Below are 17,312 nucleotides of genomic sequence, written 5' to 3'. Positions count from 1 at the left end.
TTACTAATTTGCAAGTGATCAAGAGAGAAAAATGAACGTAGAATATCTTGTCCTTATTGATTCTTCAGAGCTTTATTGCCAGTCCGTGGAGTCTTTGAATAGTTCGATACAGGGCTATGATCAGATTAAGGTTGGCGGCACTGAACTTAAGTTTTCCGGTTGCAAATTTAAATATGACGTAGCCTTTCGCAATGTTGAAGGTGGAAACCAAAGATATTTTCATATAAAACTCGGCCTTGATAGAGATTCGGATGAGCAAAAGTTCAGAGATTTGCTGAAGTTGCTTCGAACTATTCTGACGAAGATTAGCGGCAGACCGCCCGAAATACTGTGGGATGAAATGGGAAGCCGATTGTGCGAGCGGGCGTATCCAAAACTTCATCGCACAGAGAATCTCCTTAGGAAATTAATTACCAAGTTTATGCTGCTGAACGTTGGGGTGGCATGGACAAAAGAGGCCATACCGAGTGAAGTCGAAGAATCTATAAAAACAAAGAGGTCTGACAGGTCGGCTAATTATTTGCATGATCTCGATTTCATCCAGCTTTCGAACCTCCTTTTTAAAGAATATTTTACTGGTGATGTCAGGAAGATAACTGAGAAGATTTCAGCATCTACGACTACTGCCGACCTGGATATCAACGAACTGAAAGAACTTGTCCCTGCGTCAAATTGGCAAAGATACTTCGCTCCAATCATCGAGTGCGATAGTGGATACCTTAAAAAGCGATGGGAGCGGTTATACGAATTAAGGTGCAAAGTTGCACACAATCGGTTTATTACTGTTGATGAGTTAAAAGAGATTAACGTGTTGACCGATGAGCTTGACGAGAAGTTCGATAAGGCAATAAGTAGCTTGGCGCAAGTAGAAGTTTCGGCGGCGCAGAAGGAAGAAGTTGCAGAGAACGTCGCAGCGACATCTAACGGTTTGTTTGCTGAATTTCTGAAGACTTGGGAAATCCTTTTATCTTCCTTAAGGGAGCTTGGAGAGTTCTCCGCAGCTGATAGAGAGGAAGTGCGCAAGCTTGCGAAGCACAACTGGGAAGGTTTGACGAGTTTTGCGCTTAGGAAAAAATATATAAACGAAGAATTTAAGGAGCGAGTTGCCGAGATAGCTCAGTTTAGGAACGCGATTGTCCACAATCCTGATGTCTCATTGGCGACAGTGAGCATTTTGGCAAGAATCACGATGATGGAGAGGCTTGCTGAGGAACTTTGGGAGACTGCGGAAGGCACAAGAATTGGGTTGGCGAGAATGAGAGAGGCAATGTGATAAAAGAATGAGTAGATACTGCAAATCCGTTGATTATGGCAAATTCGGGTCGCCGCCGGAATTAGCCATTCGCTAGCGTTGAACGTATTTGATTTCGCAGTTCTAGTTAGCAAGATGTCGCGCTAGAGTTGGGACTGCGCTGCTGACAAGGCGACCACCTAGGCCGCCACTAACCCTATAGGGAAGCGTTGCGCTTTCCCTATAGGGCTGCGTCGCGGGAGCTGACCGGCCTCGTCATAATCTCAACAAACGATTTTGTCCTCACTGTGGGCTTCGGCATGGCAATGTTCAACGCAGCGAGCAGGGGTTCTGGATTCTGCGCGTGCGGCTTCAACAACGCCTCGATAACTGCATCTACAAGCCCGCTGTTCGCTTGAAGTCGCTCACGAGCAAGTTCCATCGCGGCGACCCTAACGGCGGCGCTGTGGCGCTTCTGCGGGGCCTGCCGAGCGAATCCGTACCCTGAAGCTACCTTTTCATGGAAGCTGGCTTGCATAGCCGATAGTTTGGCCTTGCCTCCATGCAGGTCCGACCCGTTCATCTTGCCGTTCACCAGAGGCAGCAGCAGCACATGGCAGTGCGGTGCGCTTTCGTCCAGATGGACCACTGATGAAAGCACTGGTACCCCGAAATGTGTCTCGGCCCAGAGAGTGGCATCCTCAAAATACTTGCGGGGGTCGACGCTAGTTTTCGTCGGCAGCGTGAACAAGAGCTCAAGCGCCATTACCGCTGTCTTGCGAAGCTTCGCGATTCGGGCATTGTCCATCAGCGACTTCGCAAGTTGCGCCACACCGTCAGCGGTGGCAGGGCCACGTAGGCTGAAATTATCAGGGATGCGTGCCGCGTCGATGTGGCCGTCGCAGCCAATCTCGGCGGCAATCTCCCGCAGATTATGCTTCGCCGCGACTTTGATAATGTGCGGGCCATACAATCGCTTGATGCATAGGGCGTGGCCGGCGGCCATGTGCGCCCCCTTCGTGGCCGGAACTGCCGGTTCCCTGCATACTGTCGAGCCACGTTGTGGCAGGGGAGTGACGGTCGCGGACACAAGACGCAGGTAATGTGGAGGGCGCATTAACGGGAGCTGTCCTGAGCGCGCAGACGCAACCATGCATTTACTGCACGGCGGCCTGGCCCCGTCAGGTAATAGACGCCTCGCCTTACTGCGCGGCCGTCACGGTCCGTGTCAGGAACCATTGCGCACCGCAGGCCGGGTTCGCCGAGGCCGAGGGCGCGCAGCGCAGAAATCAGGTCGGGGCCATTGCTGCACCCCGCCGTTGAATCCACGCTTTTGCGGGGCATCGGACGGGTCAAGAGCGCGTGCAAGGCGCGCAGGTAGCGGGGGTTCTCGGTGCCGGCGAATACGATGGTCTCGGTAGTTTCCTCAGGGGTTTTCGTGGTAGCGAAGAGGTCAGATTCTTTCGAGCCGGCCAATTTCTTCCGAGGCTGTTTTTTGGAACGCTTTGCCATTATTCGCCCCCAGCGAGCAAGCGGCGGATTTCGGCGACAGACCATGCCAGGCGGCCCGAGATGCGGACGGGGCGGAGCGGGCCGTTTTCGAAGCACGCCCACGAGCGCAGAGTTTGCGGCTTACGGTTGACGTGGAACGATGCGCACGCCGTGTCGACATGGCTGCGAGTTTCGCTTTCGAGCGACGGGAATTTTTGAACTGACGGCATTGGAGAGCCCTTTCGTGTTGAGAGGGCTCCTATTCAATACCGCATGATTGATTTCGATACTATGTTCGGCGCTTAAGTGCGCTTGCGTGCGTCTAGCTGCACTTGGGTTCTCGCTGCGAGTGCTTGTTAAGTCGTTTTCCCAAGCTTGCTTTTGTCAACCCTGCAACTTCACCACTGTCATCCGTGTACGAAAGTATCCCATTCCGCACATCGCCATTGAAAGGACTCGTCTCTTTTATGGCAAGCTCACGTAACTTTACGAACACTGCCGCAGTTTCTAGGCTACCGGCCAGTTCAATCGCCATCCGAATTGGTGCGTCCAACGAATTTGTTCGAGATTTTTTATACACTCGCACGGGAGCGGCCTGCGCGGGCGGCCGTTCCGCTTCTATGTACCGAAAAAGTTGCTCTGAACTAATTCTTAGGTCAGACACGGATATGGTCATAGGAGGCTTGACTGAATGAAGTACGCTTCTGACCCCATCATTCGATATGCTCACGATGCTCTTAAGTTCGGTTGAGGAGTTCCCCTGACTTAACGCATACAGTTCTGGCCTATCTGCAAAGAAATGATCTGTGCCCTTCGGGGCTGACGGGCGAAGAGGGGTATCAAGATATTTTTCCCCTCCATCTTTCTTGGCAACATCAAATTTTTGAGGCAAGAGGATGGTTAAATTTATATCTCCGTTGATAGCATTCGCCAGGAAACGGTCAGCACACCAGAACGCCGACAGGCCGCGTTCTTGCCGTAACTCGTTCAAAATTTTTGCCGCGTCGTCTAATGTCTCAAACGGTTTAAGTCTCTTCATATAACTATTGCTATTTCACTAAAATCTACTGATGCGCCTATATCGTCTCAGGGTCAAGCGGCGCGCACTACTCTTAAGCCTGACTCAATCGGATTGAACATGACCTCGCCCTGGTCGAGTATCCAAACTTCGATTTGGTCATGCCATTTGCGCAATAGGTCCAGCGGACGGCGGCGATAGTGCTTTTCGGCAAGAGCGCTTGGCTTGTGGCCCATAATTTGCGCTGATATACCGCTCGGCATTTCTACCCATTCGCACAACGTCCCGAACGAGCGACGTAGGCCATGCAGAGAGACATGCGGCAGGCCGGCCGCTGCGAGAGCCTTGGTGTGCGCAATGCGCGGCTCAGCAAGCTTCCCGTCGGCGGCCGTTTCGCTGCTGAACACCCATTGATTACGTCGGGGGAGGGCGGCCAACAGGTGCGAAACGTAAGGTGTCAGCGGAATCGTCCGCACGCCTTCTACCTTGTCATGGATGGTGAGGCTTCGCCATTGAAAATCCACGTCTTCCCAACGCAGGGCGGCAAGTTCTTCACGGCGTGCCCCGGTTAGCAGTAAGGCTTGCAGGTATGCGCTGATAACTGGGTTTCGGATTTTTCGAACGGCATCAAACCACATCTTTAGCTGCTCGCGCTGCAGGCTGTCGCCCTCCTTGGACTGGCTCTTGGGCAACACATCCCTCACGGCGCGGGCGCTGTATGCATCGGCAGGCACCATGTCGCGATACTCGGGCATGTCGGCGCACCACCGGATAAAGGCCCTCAGCAACCGATAACTTTGTGCGGCGTTAGTTGGTCTGTCGCGCGCTTCCTTCGCCAACCAATCAGCAATTGTCGTGCCGCCCAAGTCGACGAGTGCCAGCGACATCAACGGGAACAGTGGGCCGGCGACGGTGAGGCCCGCCCCTCGTTTTTTCGTTTCCCCGCCTGGCGCGGCCAAGGTGACGTGATTTCGTAAGTGTCCTGCGCTCCACTTTGCTTTACGCGAACTCACGTACTTTGGCCATACGTCGCCCAGCGTTATCGACTCGCGCAGGGCGGCAGCGGCAGCCGCGCTCTTGGCGGCTAGTTCAGCGGCTTCGGCGGCGGACTTGGCGTCTCGCGCTGCTTGCGCGGCAGCCAGAACATCGGCTTTTACCTGTCGTGGGTCTTGTCCACTGTCGATGATGACTTTCAGGCGGCGGGCTTCTGCCTGTGCAGCGGCGATGTCCCAAGTCTTCGGGTCGCCAATCTTGATGCGTATTACCTCGCCATTTAGCTTTGCCTGGAATATGTACGATTTGCCTCCATTCGGCGTCGCACGGAGCCCAAGTCCGGGCGCTCCTGTGTCCCACAGGAAAGATAGCTTTTGACCATCAAGGAGAGGAAAGGCCTCGACTCGGCCAGCTGTAAATTTAATTTTTGCCATCGACGTTGATGCAGATTCTTGCGGCTCGGTGGCCAGCCAGTACCCCTTTGGTACCCGGAGCCGCAGTATATCGATCAACTTGCATCAACGCAACGTATGGCGGTGACGATGATAGGTAATTGATTTGTAAGGTGATTGCCGTTTTTCGTAAATGCCAATCAACGCCGAAAAACTCGGTCTTGTTCAGCCTTCTAAGCTGAGGGTCGCTGGTTCGAACCCAGCTGGGCAGGCCACTTGAAGCCACTATCCATGAGTTAATCTGGCATGTCCGTCAGGCTCTGCTCAGCAAGGGTAGTTCCGCAAACTACCTCTTAGGCTCAACAATAATGCCCAGTTCTACGGTGGTGCCTACTAGTGGTGCTTGAGCTCTAGTGTACGAGTAAATCGGTGGGTGCCGTTGGGGTATTTGAGTATTGGTACTTTCGATTGAACTCCTACCGGTTCTCCTGCAGGTTCTGGGACCGCTCTGTACGGCGAAAAGCTGTGCAGGGGCTGATAGATTGGCCCGAGCTCGGAGGAGCGGCATCCAAGAATGCACTGAGGAAACGTGTAAAATAAAATCTAGCTGAACAGGGGGCTTGCCCACACTTCTTTTCCTACAGTACCACCATGTTGCCCATTTCTTGATGTGTATTTGGTAAGAAGGTGTCGACAAACAACGGAGTGTAAAAATTGACTGATTTGAAGTTTTCCGATGTTGAAATTGGGGTCTGCGAGCTCCGAGAGCTGAAACCCATCAATGTCATCCTTGGGCGTAACGGAGCAGGAAAAAGCCGCTTACTCCGCTCGATCGATAAGCAATTAGCTGGCCAAGAGCAGTACCGAGTGACATATGTTACGCCGGAGAGGACTGGCGTATTTCGACGGGATGGCAATGTCGATACCAACATGTCGGGCAATCCGCAGTGGGCCGCGCAAGTCAGGCGCGCAAATCAAACTAGTAATTCTAGTTTCAAGGCAATGTCACATCTTGCGTTGCGCAACGCTGAGACGGCCTACCTTCGGAAGCTTCAAGATGTAGACGCTCGCGGCAAGAGCTTCCAAACCGACTGTCTTGGCCCGATCAATCGAATGCTGAGTAATGTCTTCATTGAGCAAGGTGGAAACGATTTTGTACTTCGAACAATGGAGGGGCTAAAGGTCGAACCAGATGCCTTGAGCAGTGGTGAGTCAGAAACGATCGCCCTCGCCTCCGAAGTAATGAGCTTTATCATGGCAGTCGATCCCAACAAGGAGAACGTACTACTATTGGATGAGCCTGACGTGCACCAGCATCCCGATTTGCAGGCGCGATTTGGTCACTACCTTCTAGAACTACTCAATTCTATCCCGGAGGCAGTCAGGAAGAGGGTATTCATTTATATTGCGACGCACAGCACAGCGCTTGTCTGTGCGCTTGCTGGTAGCGAGCTTGTTGCTGTGGGAACAAAGGAGTTTAGTAGCAATGTCGTTTCCTTTGCCCCTGTGTCTGATAATCTCAAGAAGGTGGCACCATTTTTCGGGCATCCGCTTTCATTGAGCCTCAGTAACGATCCTATCCTCATTCTCGAAGGTGAGGATGATGAGCGGGTCTGGCAGCAAGCCGCCAGATCTTCGGGCGGGCGGATCCGCGTCTTTCCAGTGCTCGCACAGTCCGTTAACCAGCAATCCGAACTGGAACTCTTTTGTGCCAAGACGCTTGGCACTGTCTATGACAATCCCAAAGCGTATTCCTTGAGAGACGGCGACGGCGTTCCAGGTACGCTCAACGCCGTTGGTTGCGTCGAGCGGTTCCGACTGCAGTGTTACGCCATCGAGAATTCACTCGTGACGAATGAATGCCTAGCCGTCCTGAACATTACCTGGGCGGAGTTTCGAGAGCTTGGCATGGCTTGGATTAACGATAACCCCGGGCACCAGAATGTTGTTCTCTTGAAAGATCTGCTGAATGCACAGGATCGATTAAGAAACACCAAGATCAAAGCGGTTCGACAACTGATCGTGGGTATAGCTGGGTCAAAAAAACCTTGGGAGGTCGTTGTCGGACAGGCCTTGGCCAGTGTGACCGGAAAGACGTTTCCACCAGACGATGAATTTTCGCTGCTAAGCTTTTTGGGCGACGCTGCCGCAGTAGGTCTACTGCAGAGAGGAGCTCCTCAGGCTTAGCGTTAGCGACTGAACTTGCGATTGTTTTGCCTTGAGCGTACGGTTTGCGCGTACAGATCCTGCTCGACATTTGCAAGATGCTCCGCTTGCAACGATCAAGGCGTAGTTCGACGTGCGCTAGGGCGAATGGATGGCTGCGGCCGTATGGTGTCGGTGGCCTGTCGTGAACAATCCGGCAAGAGTGCCGGTCGTACCAATGTGCCCTAAAAACCGCGCTAGCCCCGCGGACCGCACCAGGAGCGCGTTGGGCAACGCGGTGCTGCTGGAAAGAGCGACGAATCACGCGCCAGGGCCTTGTCGAACCAACTGGGCAGGCCACTTAAGGCAAGTGTTCGAGCGGGTTTCAATGGACCGAAGCTCAACCATCCGTTACCTTGCTGAACGCCACGTACACTGCGTGATCAATCGGATCGCTTGCAGTTTTTGCGTTCCCATTAGCCACCCATCTCATCATGACGATGCGTTATTGTGACCGGTCGTTCCCTAGCTCGATGATTTCGGCTCCAGCCTGAGCCGGCAATTCGTCCACTGCGACTACCTGAGGCTCAGCCGCCGAGCCAACGAAATGTCGATACATGACGAATTTCTTGTCCGTCTCTCCGTAGGCGTTCGTAGGTATAACAACGGCTGTCTGAGATTCGGATAGGTACAGCCAAGCAGGCCGATTTTTCTCAGCGAAGTCCAGCCGCTCGACCAACCCAGTTTTTGGATTTCGGCTGAGCACGAATCCTTGGAGAAAGTTTGACGTAAACTCGCCAGTGACGACGAGTGCGCGGGCCTTCGAGCCGACACAGGCAACCTGAACCGATGAGCCTCGTGAGCTGTCTCTATCTCCGAAAAAGGGACGCTTGGTGCCATCCTGTCGCAAATAGTAGACGTAAGTATCTGCAATCTTTGAATCGCGAAGTGCATCGACACGTCGCCCCGTGTTACCACCAACATTACAGGTCGCCACTAGTTCGGTCGCAACCGCGAAGGCATGCGCGAACAGACAGAGTTGCAATAAGAAAAGTCGCCTCATTTCACCATGTCCCGAAGCACCTGCATCGACTCAGGGTTCGCTGCCAGTTTTTCAGCGGCAGCCTTGATTTTGCTGTAGTAGATCCCGTTTCTGATTCCACGATAGTCTTTGTATGCTTCGGCCACGGCATCGGCCGAATGATCGGCAGCTCGTTTCTCAATGAGGGCCTGCAGATATGCCGTACCGACGCGAATGTTCGTTGCTTCGTCCAGAAGTTGGTCGCTATCGTGAAACTCGTCTGCGTCGCGGTAGAGATCAGCTTCACGCCTCCGTTGGCGCCAGGGTTTCTTGAGATTTTCCAGTCGGTAGAGTTCTCGGATTGGGGCCTTCAATAGTTGCATCAAACCGCGGGCGCTACTTCCGTCGCTACGGGCGTTCTTGTCAAAGCGTGACTCCATGTAGATCTGGCATATGATTAGTTCAGTGGACAAGTTCGAACGGTTGTTTGCGTCGACCAAGCTTCGAATTTCGCGCAGTCGAGCCAGATCCTCGACCTCAATAGCAATTCCCTTTGTGTCCGAGACGGGTGTCAGCCTCGCAGAGTGTGTCTTGATGACCCTTTTCGTCGCCATCTCATCGGTCCCAATTCGGGTTCAGAGGCGGCGCCTCGGGCGCATAAAGGATCAGTGTGGCTTGCTCGATCCGTGATGCCACGACTTTGGCAGTCTTTCCTTCATGGTTTGTCCGGCCTTCAATACGACGCCCGCTGCTGAGTTCGATCACGTACGGACAATCTGCAATCGGCTGACCTGCCTCGTTCTTAATCTCAAAATGCTGATCGTACGACTCTTGCGACGCAGTAGGATCCTCTGCCGCTCTTGCTTCCGACGTTTGCCCGCCCCGCCTGACAATATCTGTGCTGGCGGCATTCCCGGAAACGTTTTGGAACCGCACGTTTTGGTTGGGCACCAAGCGTGGGTGCGGATAGCATTGGCAGACACAAAGATCCTCCTCAAGGGCGACCTGTATCCCATTCCAACTTTCGTTGAGGCGAGCGCCAACGCAAAGAATGTGGCCGGTGCTGTTGCAGGCGGGGCAGTGGATCGGATCGTTTTCGAGTGCTATGCGGGCACCATTAATCGAACCATGGCTGCTGGCGCCGATTACCTTGCCGCCCGCGGTTGTCGTGGCACCTTCAGTAATCGTGTGTCGCTTCACGCTTTCCCCTCGTGCTGGTACGGTCTCGCGCCATAAAGAATGGCAACAGGAGCACCCTAGCCAAAGGGCATCTGCAGATATTGACCTAGCGCAAAAGACTTGCCTGCGGTTCAATCAAACAGATCGTTTATTCTCGCTGCTCATAGCCGATCCAAGCGTCCCCCATCCACCCGCAGCATCGCGCCCTGCACAAACGCTGCATCCGGCGATGCCAGGTAGGCAATCGCGGCTGCCACGTTCTCGGGCTGGCCGACGTCGCGCTGGTCGATCTTCTCCACGCCCGCCTTGATGTTCGGGTTATTCCACAGCATGGGCGTGTCGATGGCGCCGGGCAGGACGGCGTTGACACGGATGTGGCGCGGCTTGCCTTCCAGTGCGGCCGAGCGGGTCAGCGAGAGCAGGGCGGTCTTGGCCGCGGCGTAAGGCGCGATCAGCGGCGAGGTCTCGATTGCATGCACACTGGACACGTTGACGATCGCCCCGCCATGGACCATCGTGCGAAATGCGTGCTTGATGAAGAAGAAGGCACCGAGCAAGTCAACGCCCAGCACGCTGTTCCAGTCCTCGGCCGTCTGCTCCTCGAGCGGTTTGAAGTTCATGACGCCGGCGTTGTTGACCACGACGTCCAGCCGCCCGAAGCGCGCAATGGTTTCGTCCACCGTGTCGCGCACCTGTTCTTCGTGCGAGACGTCGCAGGTACTGCAGAACACGACAGGCGCGCCCTCTGCCTGCAGCCGCGCCTGCGCCTGCGCCAGCTTGACCGAATTGCGCGCCGCCAGCACGACGGTCGCGCCTTCGCGTGCCAGGCGCGTTGCCACGGCCATGCCGATGCCGCCGGTCGCGCCGGTAATGATGGCTACTTGTCCAGTGAAACGCATGACGTCCTCCTGACGCTCAGTTTCCCTCCGTGTTGCTCGGCGCCAGCGTGCGGCCGTCGTCGCGCGGCATGGTTGGCCGCACGTTGCAGATCAGGTCGTAGTCGCTCGGCATGGCCATCGGCACCTGCAGGCACACGCTCTGCGTCGGCAACACCTGCAACCAGTCCTGCACGAGTTCGCGGTAGGCGATGCCCACGGGCCGGATCTTGCGGTTCAGGTCGAACAGGCCCAGCGCGTTGACCCGGCCCTTGTCCTCGCGCAGGGCCGAGTCCCAGTCCACCTGGTCGGTGAGGGAATACCAGGTGAAGCCGACCAGCGGCACGCCGTTGTTGCGCACGCGTAGCACGTTCGCCCATTCCTTGCGCAGCCACTTGACTGCCTCGTCGCCGTTGGGGCCCTCGCACAGGTTGGTTTCGGTGTGCATCACCGGGAGCCGATAACGGTTGTAGTACTGGTGGGTGATGACAGCGTAGCCAAAGATTTCGCCTGCGGCACGGGTCGAACCATCGGCACGGACGTAGTGCTCGTTGGTCTGGTAATAGTCGTTGCCCATGATGCAGTGGTGCTTCAGGTTGTTGTTGAGGAAGAAGTGGTACTCATCGCGGGTCATCCCGTTGTCGAGCATGTATTCGTACATTTCGGAATCGACCCGGCGGCCGTAGTTCAGGTCGAGCGACAGGAAGCGGCGCGCATTGCGCACTTCGGCCGGGCCGATGGCGCGCGGGTTTTCGGCATGGTAGTACTCGCTCGATTCGCTTTGCACGAAGAGCGCGTCCGGCCGCACTTTCAAAATGGCGTGCATGGCCAGGATGTTGGCCTTGACGATGTGCTTGAGCGCGGTGACGAACGCGCGGTCGGTGCGTTCCTGTTCGTTCCACCAGCCATACAGGGTGGAGAACAGGGCGCAGATCGACATTTCGTTAACTGGCGTGTAGAGCTGGTTCCACGGGTAGCGCTCGGCGAAGGCGCGTGCGTAGCGGGCGAAGAGCTCGGGGAAGTCGGGATTCTGGAAGTTGCCGAGCCAGTCGGGCAGGCCGAAGTGGCACAGGTCCACGATGACGGCAATGTTGCGCTCGCGCAGGTCGTAAAAGCTCAGGTCGGCAAAGTCCCAGTCGTAGCGGTTGGGGCCAAGCCAGGTGCGGTGCAGGGGCGGGCCGTAGCGCAACACCTTCAGGCCCAGTTCCTGCACCAGGTCGAAGTCGGTGCGCCAGTATTTGTAGTGGCCGCATTTTTCCATCTCATCGACACGCTTCCTGCCGTGGTCGATGGTCGGGGTGCTGTTTTCGATCCCGGTTGCGAAGATGAATCCCGGGGACATGATCCCTCCCTAGTGCGTCTCACCATCCATGCTCATTCTGCCAGAACGGGGTTTGCGGTGATGTTCCGTATCGTGCGCGCCTCGCGTTACTCTCGAGTAAACGTTATGCTGTTTGTCCGACAACATTTCTCGCGCCATGTCCGCTGCCGCCAGCCCGTCCAGCCAGAGCGAATTGGTCAATCGGCGCCTCGCCGTTGGCCTGTCGCTGTCGTTGGCGGCGCACGCGTTGCTGCTGTCGCTGCAGTTCGGTGTGCCGGGTCTGGGGGCCGGTGCCGTTTCCCGGCTGGTCGTGAGGCTTGCAGCTCCGCTGCGGCCGCTGGCGAGCGAGCCTGCGCTGCGGGCTGGCGGCCCGGCTGAACCGGTCGCGGCAATGCCGGAAGCGCCGGTGCCGGCCGCCCCGGCACACGGGCTGCGGCTGATGGAGCGTATTCCGCCGCCGCCACCGGCGAAGGCGAGCCCGGCAAAACGAGTCCCACGCAAACGGACCGGCCGGCCCGTTGTTCATCCCAAGACCCAGGCGTTGAGCGAGCGTGTGATTGCGCAGGATGCCAAGCCCGAGCCATCGTTCAGCATCCCCCAGCCGGAACCGGACGCGAGTACGGACAGCGGGACGGTCGCGTTGCGCACTGGCGCTGAGGAGGGTAGCGGCGCCAGCGTCGCCGGCAACGACGCTGAGCAGCGTGAACGGATCGAACAGGCGACGGCCGAGCAGCGTCTTGCAGAGACGCGCAGGCAAGCGGAAGAGGCGGCAGCCCGGCAGGCGCAGGAGGAGACTCGCCAGCTGGAAATGGCAAAGTTGGAACAGCAGCGCCAGGAACAGGAACGGCAGGCGGCGCTGCGCGCGCAAGAGCAGCGGCAGGCCGAGCAGGCGCTGGCGTTGCGTCGCGAGCAGGAGCGAACGCAGCGCGAAGAACAGCTGCGCGCGGCGCAGGAAGCACAACGGCAGGAGCAGTTGCGGCTGGCCGAAGCGGAGCGTACCCGCGCGCAGCAGGAACAGCTTCGCCGGCAGCACGAGCAGCAAGCGGCCGAGGCGCTGGCGCGGCAGCAGGAACGCGAGCGCGAGGCTGCCGCGGCCTGGGCCCGGGAGCAGGAACAGCAGCGGGCGGCGGAGGTGGCGTCGCGTGAACTGGCGCGCCAGCGTGCCGCGCAAGAAGAGGCCCGCCTGCTGGCCGAGCAGCGCGCCGCGCAGGACCGGCAGGAGCGTCAGCGCCAGGCCGAGGAACAGGAGCGGCAGGCGCGCCAGCGCCAGGCAGAGGAGCTGGCGGCGCGGCAGCGCGCGCAGGAGGAGCGCCTGCAGGCCGAGCTGCGCCAGCGGGAGGCGCTGGCTGCCCAGCAAAAGGCTCAGCAGGAGGCGCTGCGGCGCGAGGCGGAGGATGCCGCGCGGCGGCAGGCCGAGCAGCTTGCGCAGCGCCAGGCAGAGGAACTGGCGCGCCGGCGCACCCAGGAAGAGGCGCAGCGCTCGCAGGCGGCGGTGGCTGGCCAGGAGTCGATGGTGCCGGGCGCCGGAGCGGGCAGGCCGCTTGGCGGTAACGGGCTGGACGGTGGGGCGACACGGCCTGGGCGCACTGCGCTTGGCAGCGAACTTGGCAACCGCGCACGTGAGCTGGTGCGGGGACTGGGCGTGCTCGGCGGTGCGCCACCTGTCGCGCGCGCGGCAGAGGACGACCAGCGGCAACGCCGGCGGGTCGTGTCCACGGGAGCGGAGCGCGACGTGCCGCTGCGCCTGTACATCGACGGTTTTCGCCAGAAGATCGAGCGCAACGGCACGCTCAACGGCGGCCAGCTGGGCGATCGGGTGCGAATCGATCCGGTCGTCAGCGTGGCGCTGCGCAGCGACGGCACCGTCGAGGACGTGATGATCGTGCGCTCGAGCGGGCATGCGGAGGTGGACGCGGCGGTGCGGCGGATCGTGCGCCTGAACGAGCGCTATGCCGCGTTCCCGCCGAATGTCGCCGCACTGTACGACGTGATCGAAGTCCGCCGGATCTGGACGTTTGCGAACGGGCTCAAGCTGCTGGAAGAAGTGCGCTGACGCCAAGCTGGTTGGGCCGGCACTACGGTTGAGCCCGGCTTTCAACGCCTCCCTGCTCTAAACCTTGCCACCTGAGCCCGGCGTTTGACGTGCGCCAAAGCCCAGCCATTGAGACGCCGTACTCTGACATGGAGGCGTTTCTTGACAGGCGATCATCATGAGATTCTCTTTTGCAAGAGCACTTCTACGGAGCTGCCCCCTGTTGATCGTATCGGCGCTGGCAGGGTGCGCCAGTGGGCTGCAGTTCCATTCCGGCGGCGCCGACGGCCGGGCGGAAGCGGCGCCGCCCACTGAAATGATCACCGAACAGCTGATCCAGGTGGAAAAGACGAAGGCAGCCCAGCAGAAGCAGCAAGACATCTCCTCCCTGATCGTCAAGAACCCCGGGCCGTACCGCATCGGCGCCGGCGACGTGCTGTCGATTACGGTGTGGGACCATCCCGAGCTGGCCGGCGCCGGCATGCCCGCCGCCGCGGCCGCCGCCGACAACGGCACGCTGGCCACCGCCGCCGCCAATTCCACACCGCCGGGCTTCGTCGTCGACCACAAGGGCCGCATCCAGTTTCCGTTTGCCGGGCTGCTGCCGGTGGAAGGGCTGACCGAGGAGCAGGCGCGGGCGCTGCTGTCCGAAAAGCTGGCCAAATACATTGCCAATCCCAACGTCACACTGCGCGTGCAGTCGTACCGCAGCAAACGCGTGTACATCGACGGCGAGGTCAAGTCGCCGGGGCTGCAGGCAATCAATGACATCCCGATGTCGCTGATGGAGGCGCTCAACCGTGCCGGCGGGCTGCTGCCGACGGCGGACCAGAGCCGCATTGCCGTGGAGCGCAGCAAGGTACGTTACGACATCAACCTGCGCGAGCTGGTGCAAAAGGGCATCGACCCCAACACGGTGCTGCTGGCGCCGGGCGACGTGGTGCGCGTCCATTCGCGCGACGAGAGCAAGGTGTTCGTGTCGGGCGAGGTGATCACGCCCAAGGCGCTGACCATGCACGACGGGCGCCTGACGCTGAACGAGGCGCTGGGGGAAAGCGGCGGGGTGAGTCCGTTGTCCGGCGACGCGCGCCAGATCTACGTGGTGCGCAAGACCGCCGAAGGCACGCGTGTGTTCCAGCTCGACGCACGCGTGACCGGATCGATCGCGATGGCCGAGGAGTTCGAGCTGCGGCCCAAGGACGTGGTGTATGTTGCCGCGTCGCCGCTGGCCAACTGGAACCGCAACCTGAGCCTGCTGTTCCCGGGCGCGTTGACCTCGGCGGTGGGCGTGACCACCCGGCCCTGACCGCAGGAGGAATCCATGACCACGCCAGGCGAACACCACCAGCTCACCCATGTCGTACACAGTCCCCCGATCCTGTCGGTGCCGGTCAACCCGTACCCCTACGAGCGGCCGGGCGACGAGCCGACGGTGGACATCAAAGGCTATTTCAATACGCTGTACGACAGCCGCTGGCTGATCGGCGGGATCACGGCGCTGATCACCTTCGTCGCCGTGCTGTATGCGCTGGTGGCCAAGCCGGTCTATGAAGACAACCTGATGATCCACGTGGAAGAGGAGAGCCCGAACGCGTCCAAGAACATCCTGTCCGAGGCGTCGTCGCTGTTCGAGACCAAGAAGGCGGCAATCGCCGAAATGGAGTTGCTGCGCTCGCGCATGGTGGTGTCGCGCGCGGTGGACAACCTGCAGCTGTACATCCAGGTCGAGCCAAAATACCTTCCGATTGCCGGCTTCTGGTTTGCCAACCAGAACAGCGGGGTGCTGTCCGAGCCCGGCCTGTTTGGCTACGGCGGCTATGTCTGGGGCGGCGAGCGGGCCGACGTGTCGGTGTTTGATGTCCCCGATGCCTGGCTGAACCGGGAATTCACGCTGACCGCGCAGGGCAACAACCGCTACCGGTTTTCCGGCGGCGGCCAGCGCCTGGTGTTCGAGGGCACGGTCGGCCAGCGCTACCGGGTGCCAACGCCCGACGGCGTGGTCGAAATCAAGGTGGACCGCATGTATGCCAAGGCGGGCGCGCGTTTTCGCATCAAGCGCATGTCGCGGCTGGGCACGATCCAGGCGATCCAGCTCGCGCTGGTGATCGCCGAGCAGGGCAAGCAGTCGGGGGTGATCGAGGTCAAGCTGCAGGGAGAGGACGCCAAGCGCATCCACAGCCTGCTGTCCGAGGTGGGGCGTGAATACATGCGCCAGAACCTGGCGCGCAAGACCGAAGAGGCGGAAAAGTCGCTGGCGTTCCTGAACCAGCAGCTGCCGATCCTCAAGCGCCAGCTGGAGCAGTCCGAGGACCGCTACAATCAGTTCCGCAATGCGCACGGCACGGTCGACCTGCAGGAAGAGGCACGCATGAGCCTGGAACAGGCGGCCGCGGCGCGCGCGCGGCGCATGGAACTGATCCAGAAGAAGACCGAGCTGCTGTCGCGCTTTACCGAGGACCACCCGGTGGTGGCGGCGATCAACCGCCAGCGCAAGGAGGTCGATAACGAGCTCGACGCGATCGCGGCCCGGATCAAGACCCTGCCGGTGCTGGAGCAGGACGAGGCGCGGCTGACGCGCGACATCAAGGTCAACACCGACCTGTACACGGCGCTGTCGAACACGGCCCAGCAGCTGCGGCTGATTTCGGTGGGCCGGGTGAGCAACGTGCGCATGATCGACGCGCCGATCGCGCCGGAAAAGCCGATCAAGCCGAACCGGCCCCTGATCGTGGCGCTGGCGGTGGTCACGGGGCTGTTCCTGGGGACGCTGATCGCCTTCACGCGCAAGGCGATCAAGGGCGGCATCGACGACCCGCAGAAGATCGAGCGGATGTTGCGCGCGCGTGTGGTGTACGCGTCGATTCCGCACAGCAGCAACCAGGACAAGCTGCTGCGCAAGGCACGCGGCGAGGGCGGGGTGCTGCCGCTGCTGGCCCAGATGATGCCGGAGGACGAGGCGGTGGAGGCGCTGCGCAGCTTCCGCGCCGCGCTGCAGTTCTCGATGCCGCACTTTAAGAACAACATCGTCATGTTCACCGGACCGACGCGCGCGCTCGGCAAGTCGTTCGTTTCGGCCAACTTCGCGGCAGTGGTGGCGGCCAGTGGCAAGCGCGTGCTGCTGATCGACGCCGACCTGCGCAACGGCCACCTTCACCGCTACTTTGGCGTCAGCCGCGAACGCGGGCTGTCGCGCACGATCACCGGTGCGCTGCCGGTGGAAGAGATCATCCACCACAGCGTGATGGAAAACCTGGACTTCATCCCGACCGGCGAGCTGCCGCCGAATCGCTCCGAGTTCCTGCTGCACCTGAATTTCGGCAGCCTGCTCGAAGCCGTCAGCCCGCATTACGACCTGGTGCTGCTCGATCCGCCGCCGCTGCTGCCGGTGTCGGACGCGCTGATCATTGGCGCCCATGCCGGGGCGGTGTTCATCGTGGCGCGCTCGGGTGTGACGACCGAGGCGCAGATCAACGAATCGATCAAGCGCCTGAACCAGGCCGGGATCTCGCCGCAGGGCGTGCTGTTCAACGACATGGCCTTGCGCCTGGGTGCCTACGGCGGCCAGTACAAGTACGGCACGCCGAGCCAGATCGGTTACGTCGCCGGCTAGCACC

Annotated in this window: 14 protein-coding genes; 5 read left to right on the top strand and 9 right to left on the bottom strand. The window is 59.2% G+C overall.

Going from position 1 to position 17,312, the window contains the following annotated elements:
- Positions 1-31: 31 nt before the first annotated feature.
- Positions 32-1,273: a HEPN domain-containing protein gene (locus NX774_RS09280; RefSeq protein WP_258821890.1), complete on the top strand. Its 1,242-nt coding sequence runs from the start codon at positions 32-34 to the stop codon at positions 1,271-1,273.
- Between the two features lie 199 nt (positions 1,274-1,472).
- Here the strand turns inward: NX774_RS09280 and NX774_RS09275 are convergent, their stop codons facing one another.
- The 4 genes from NX774_RS09275 to NX774_RS09255 all read right to left on the bottom strand — a co-directional run bounded on the left by NX774_RS09275 (position 1,473) and on the right by NX774_RS09255 (position 5,167).
- On the bottom strand, positions 1,473-2,237 hold the full coding sequence (locus tag NX774_RS09275) for a plasmid recombination protein (RefSeq protein WP_258821889.1): 765 nt from the start codon (positions 2,235-2,237) through the stop codon (positions 1,473-1,475).
- Positions 2,238-2,347: 110 nt separating this feature from the next.
- Positions 2,348-2,743, bottom strand: coding sequence for a hypothetical protein (locus tag NX774_RS09270; protein ID WP_258821888.1), 396 nt, complete (start codon positions 2,741-2,743; stop codon positions 2,348-2,350).
- Between the two features lie 301 nt (positions 2,744-3,044).
- Positions 3,045-3,761, bottom strand: a complete 717-nt coding sequence (locus tag NX774_RS09260) for a hypothetical protein (RefSeq protein ID WP_258821886.1) — start codon at positions 3,759-3,761, stop codon at positions 3,045-3,047.
- 53 nt (positions 3,762-3,814) lie between these two features.
- On the bottom strand, positions 3,815-5,167 hold the full coding sequence (locus NX774_RS09255; RefSeq protein ID WP_258821885.1) for a tyrosine-type recombinase/integrase: 1,353 nt from the start codon (positions 5,165-5,167) through the stop codon (positions 3,815-3,817).
- A gap of 672 nt (positions 5,168-5,839) precedes the next feature.
- On the opposite strand from NX774_RS09255, the gene NX774_RS09250 reads away from it, so the two are divergent.
- Positions 5,840-7,312 carry an AAA family ATPase gene (locus NX774_RS09250; protein ID WP_258821884.1) on the top strand — a complete coding sequence of 491 codons (1,473 nt, stop codon included), beginning with the start codon at positions 5,840-5,842 and terminating at the stop codon, positions 7,310-7,312.
- 463 nt (positions 7,313-7,775) lie between these two features.
- Here NX774_RS09250 and NX774_RS09245 read toward each other — a convergent pair whose 3' ends face one another.
- The 5 genes from NX774_RS09245 to NX774_RS09225 form a co-directional block, all read right to left on the bottom strand.
- A complete protein-coding gene (locus tag NX774_RS09245; RefSeq protein ID WP_258821883.1) occupies positions 7,776-8,333 on the bottom strand; it encodes a hypothetical protein in 558 nt (185 codons plus the stop codon).
- Positions 8,330-8,905, bottom strand: a complete 576-nt coding sequence (locus NX774_RS09240; protein ID WP_258821882.1) for a transglycosylase SLT domain-containing protein — start codon at positions 8,903-8,905, stop codon at positions 8,330-8,332. The genes NX774_RS09245 and NX774_RS09240 overlap by 4 nt, the downstream gene beginning before the upstream one ends.
- Position 8,906: 1 nt before the next feature.
- Complete coding sequence (locus NX774_RS09235; RefSeq protein ID WP_258821881.1) at positions 8,907-9,491, bottom strand: PAAR domain-containing protein; 585 nt, start codon at positions 9,489-9,491, stop codon at positions 8,907-8,909.
- A gap of 140 nt (positions 9,492-9,631) precedes the next feature.
- A complete protein-coding gene (locus NX774_RS09230) occupies positions 9,632-10,369 on the bottom strand; it encodes an SDR family NAD(P)-dependent oxidoreductase (protein WP_258821880.1) in 738 nt (245 codons plus the stop codon).
- 16 nt (positions 10,370-10,385) lie between these two features.
- Positions 10,386-11,687: a family 1 glycosylhydrolase gene (locus NX774_RS09225; protein ID WP_258821879.1), complete on the bottom strand. Its 1,302-nt coding sequence runs from the start codon at positions 11,685-11,687 to the stop codon at positions 10,386-10,388.
- Positions 11,688-11,799: 112 nt separating this feature from the next.
- Between NX774_RS09225 and NX774_RS23380 the strand changes: the two genes are divergently transcribed.
- The 3 genes from NX774_RS23380 to NX774_RS09210 all read left to right on the top strand — a co-directional run bounded on the left by NX774_RS23380 (position 11,800) and on the right by NX774_RS09210 (position 17,308).
- Positions 11,800-13,719, top strand: coding sequence for a TonB family protein (locus tag NX774_RS23380; RefSeq protein WP_307731173.1), 1,920 nt, complete (start codon positions 11,800-11,802; stop codon positions 13,717-13,719).
- 202 nt (positions 13,720-13,921) lie between these two features.
- The gene (locus NX774_RS09215; RefSeq protein ID WP_258821878.1) at positions 13,922-15,004 is read left to right on the top strand and encodes a polysaccharide biosynthesis/export family protein; all 1,083 of its coding nucleotides are present in this window, start codon (positions 13,922-13,924) and stop codon (positions 15,002-15,004) included.
- A 15-nt stretch (positions 15,005-15,019) separates the two neighbouring features.
- Positions 15,020-17,308, top strand: coding sequence for a polysaccharide biosynthesis tyrosine autokinase (locus NX774_RS09210; protein ID WP_258821877.1), 2,289 nt, complete (start codon positions 15,020-15,022; stop codon positions 17,306-17,308).
- The last annotated feature ends 4 nt before the right edge of the window (positions 17,309-17,312 follow it).

It is taken from the genome of Massilia agilis, assembly GCF_024756255.1.
GTDB lineage: Bacteria > Pseudomonadota > Gammaproteobacteria > Burkholderiales > Burkholderiaceae_D > Telluria > Telluria agilis.
The sequence above is the reverse complement of the archived record's forward strand: the minus strand, read 5'-3'. Positions and strand labels throughout refer to the sequence as shown.

Bases quoted from the DNA above. Each gene is read 5' to 3' on its own strand.
- NX774_RS09280 (WP_258821890.1), top strand. From the start codon at position 32: ATGAACGTAGAATATCTTGTCCTTATTGATTCTTCAGAGCTTTATTGC.
- NX774_RS09275 (WP_258821889.1), bottom strand. From the start codon at position 2,237: ATGGCCGCCGGCCACGCCCTATGCATCAAGCGATTGTATGGCCCGCAC.
- NX774_RS09270 (WP_258821888.1), bottom strand. From the start codon at position 2,743: ATGGCAAAGCGTTCCAAAAAACAGCCTCGGAAGAAATTGGCCGGCTCG.
- NX774_RS09260 (WP_258821886.1), bottom strand. From the start codon at position 3,761: ATGAAGAGACTTAAACCGTTTGAGACATTAGACGACGCGGCAAAAATT.
- NX774_RS09255 (WP_258821885.1), bottom strand. From the start codon at position 5,167: ATGGCAAAAATTAAATTTACAGCTGGCCGAGTCGAGGCCTTTCCTCTC.
- NX774_RS09245 (WP_258821883.1), bottom strand. From the start codon at position 8,333: ATGAGGCGACTTTTCTTATTGCAACTCTGTCTGTTCGCGCATGCCTTC.
- NX774_RS09240 (WP_258821882.1), bottom strand. From the start codon at position 8,905: ATGGCGACGAAAAGGGTCATCAAGACACACTCTGCGAGGCTGACACCC.
- NX774_RS09230 (WP_258821880.1), bottom strand. From the start codon at position 10,369: ATGCGTTTCACTGGACAAGTAGCCATCATTACCGGCGCGACCGGCGGC.
- NX774_RS09225 (WP_258821879.1), bottom strand. From the start codon at position 11,687: ATGTCCCCGGGATTCATCTTCGCAACCGGGATCGAAAACAGCACCCCG.
- NX774_RS09210 (WP_258821877.1), top strand. From the start codon at position 15,020: ATGACCACGCCAGGCGAACACCACCAGCTCACCCATGTCGTACACAGT.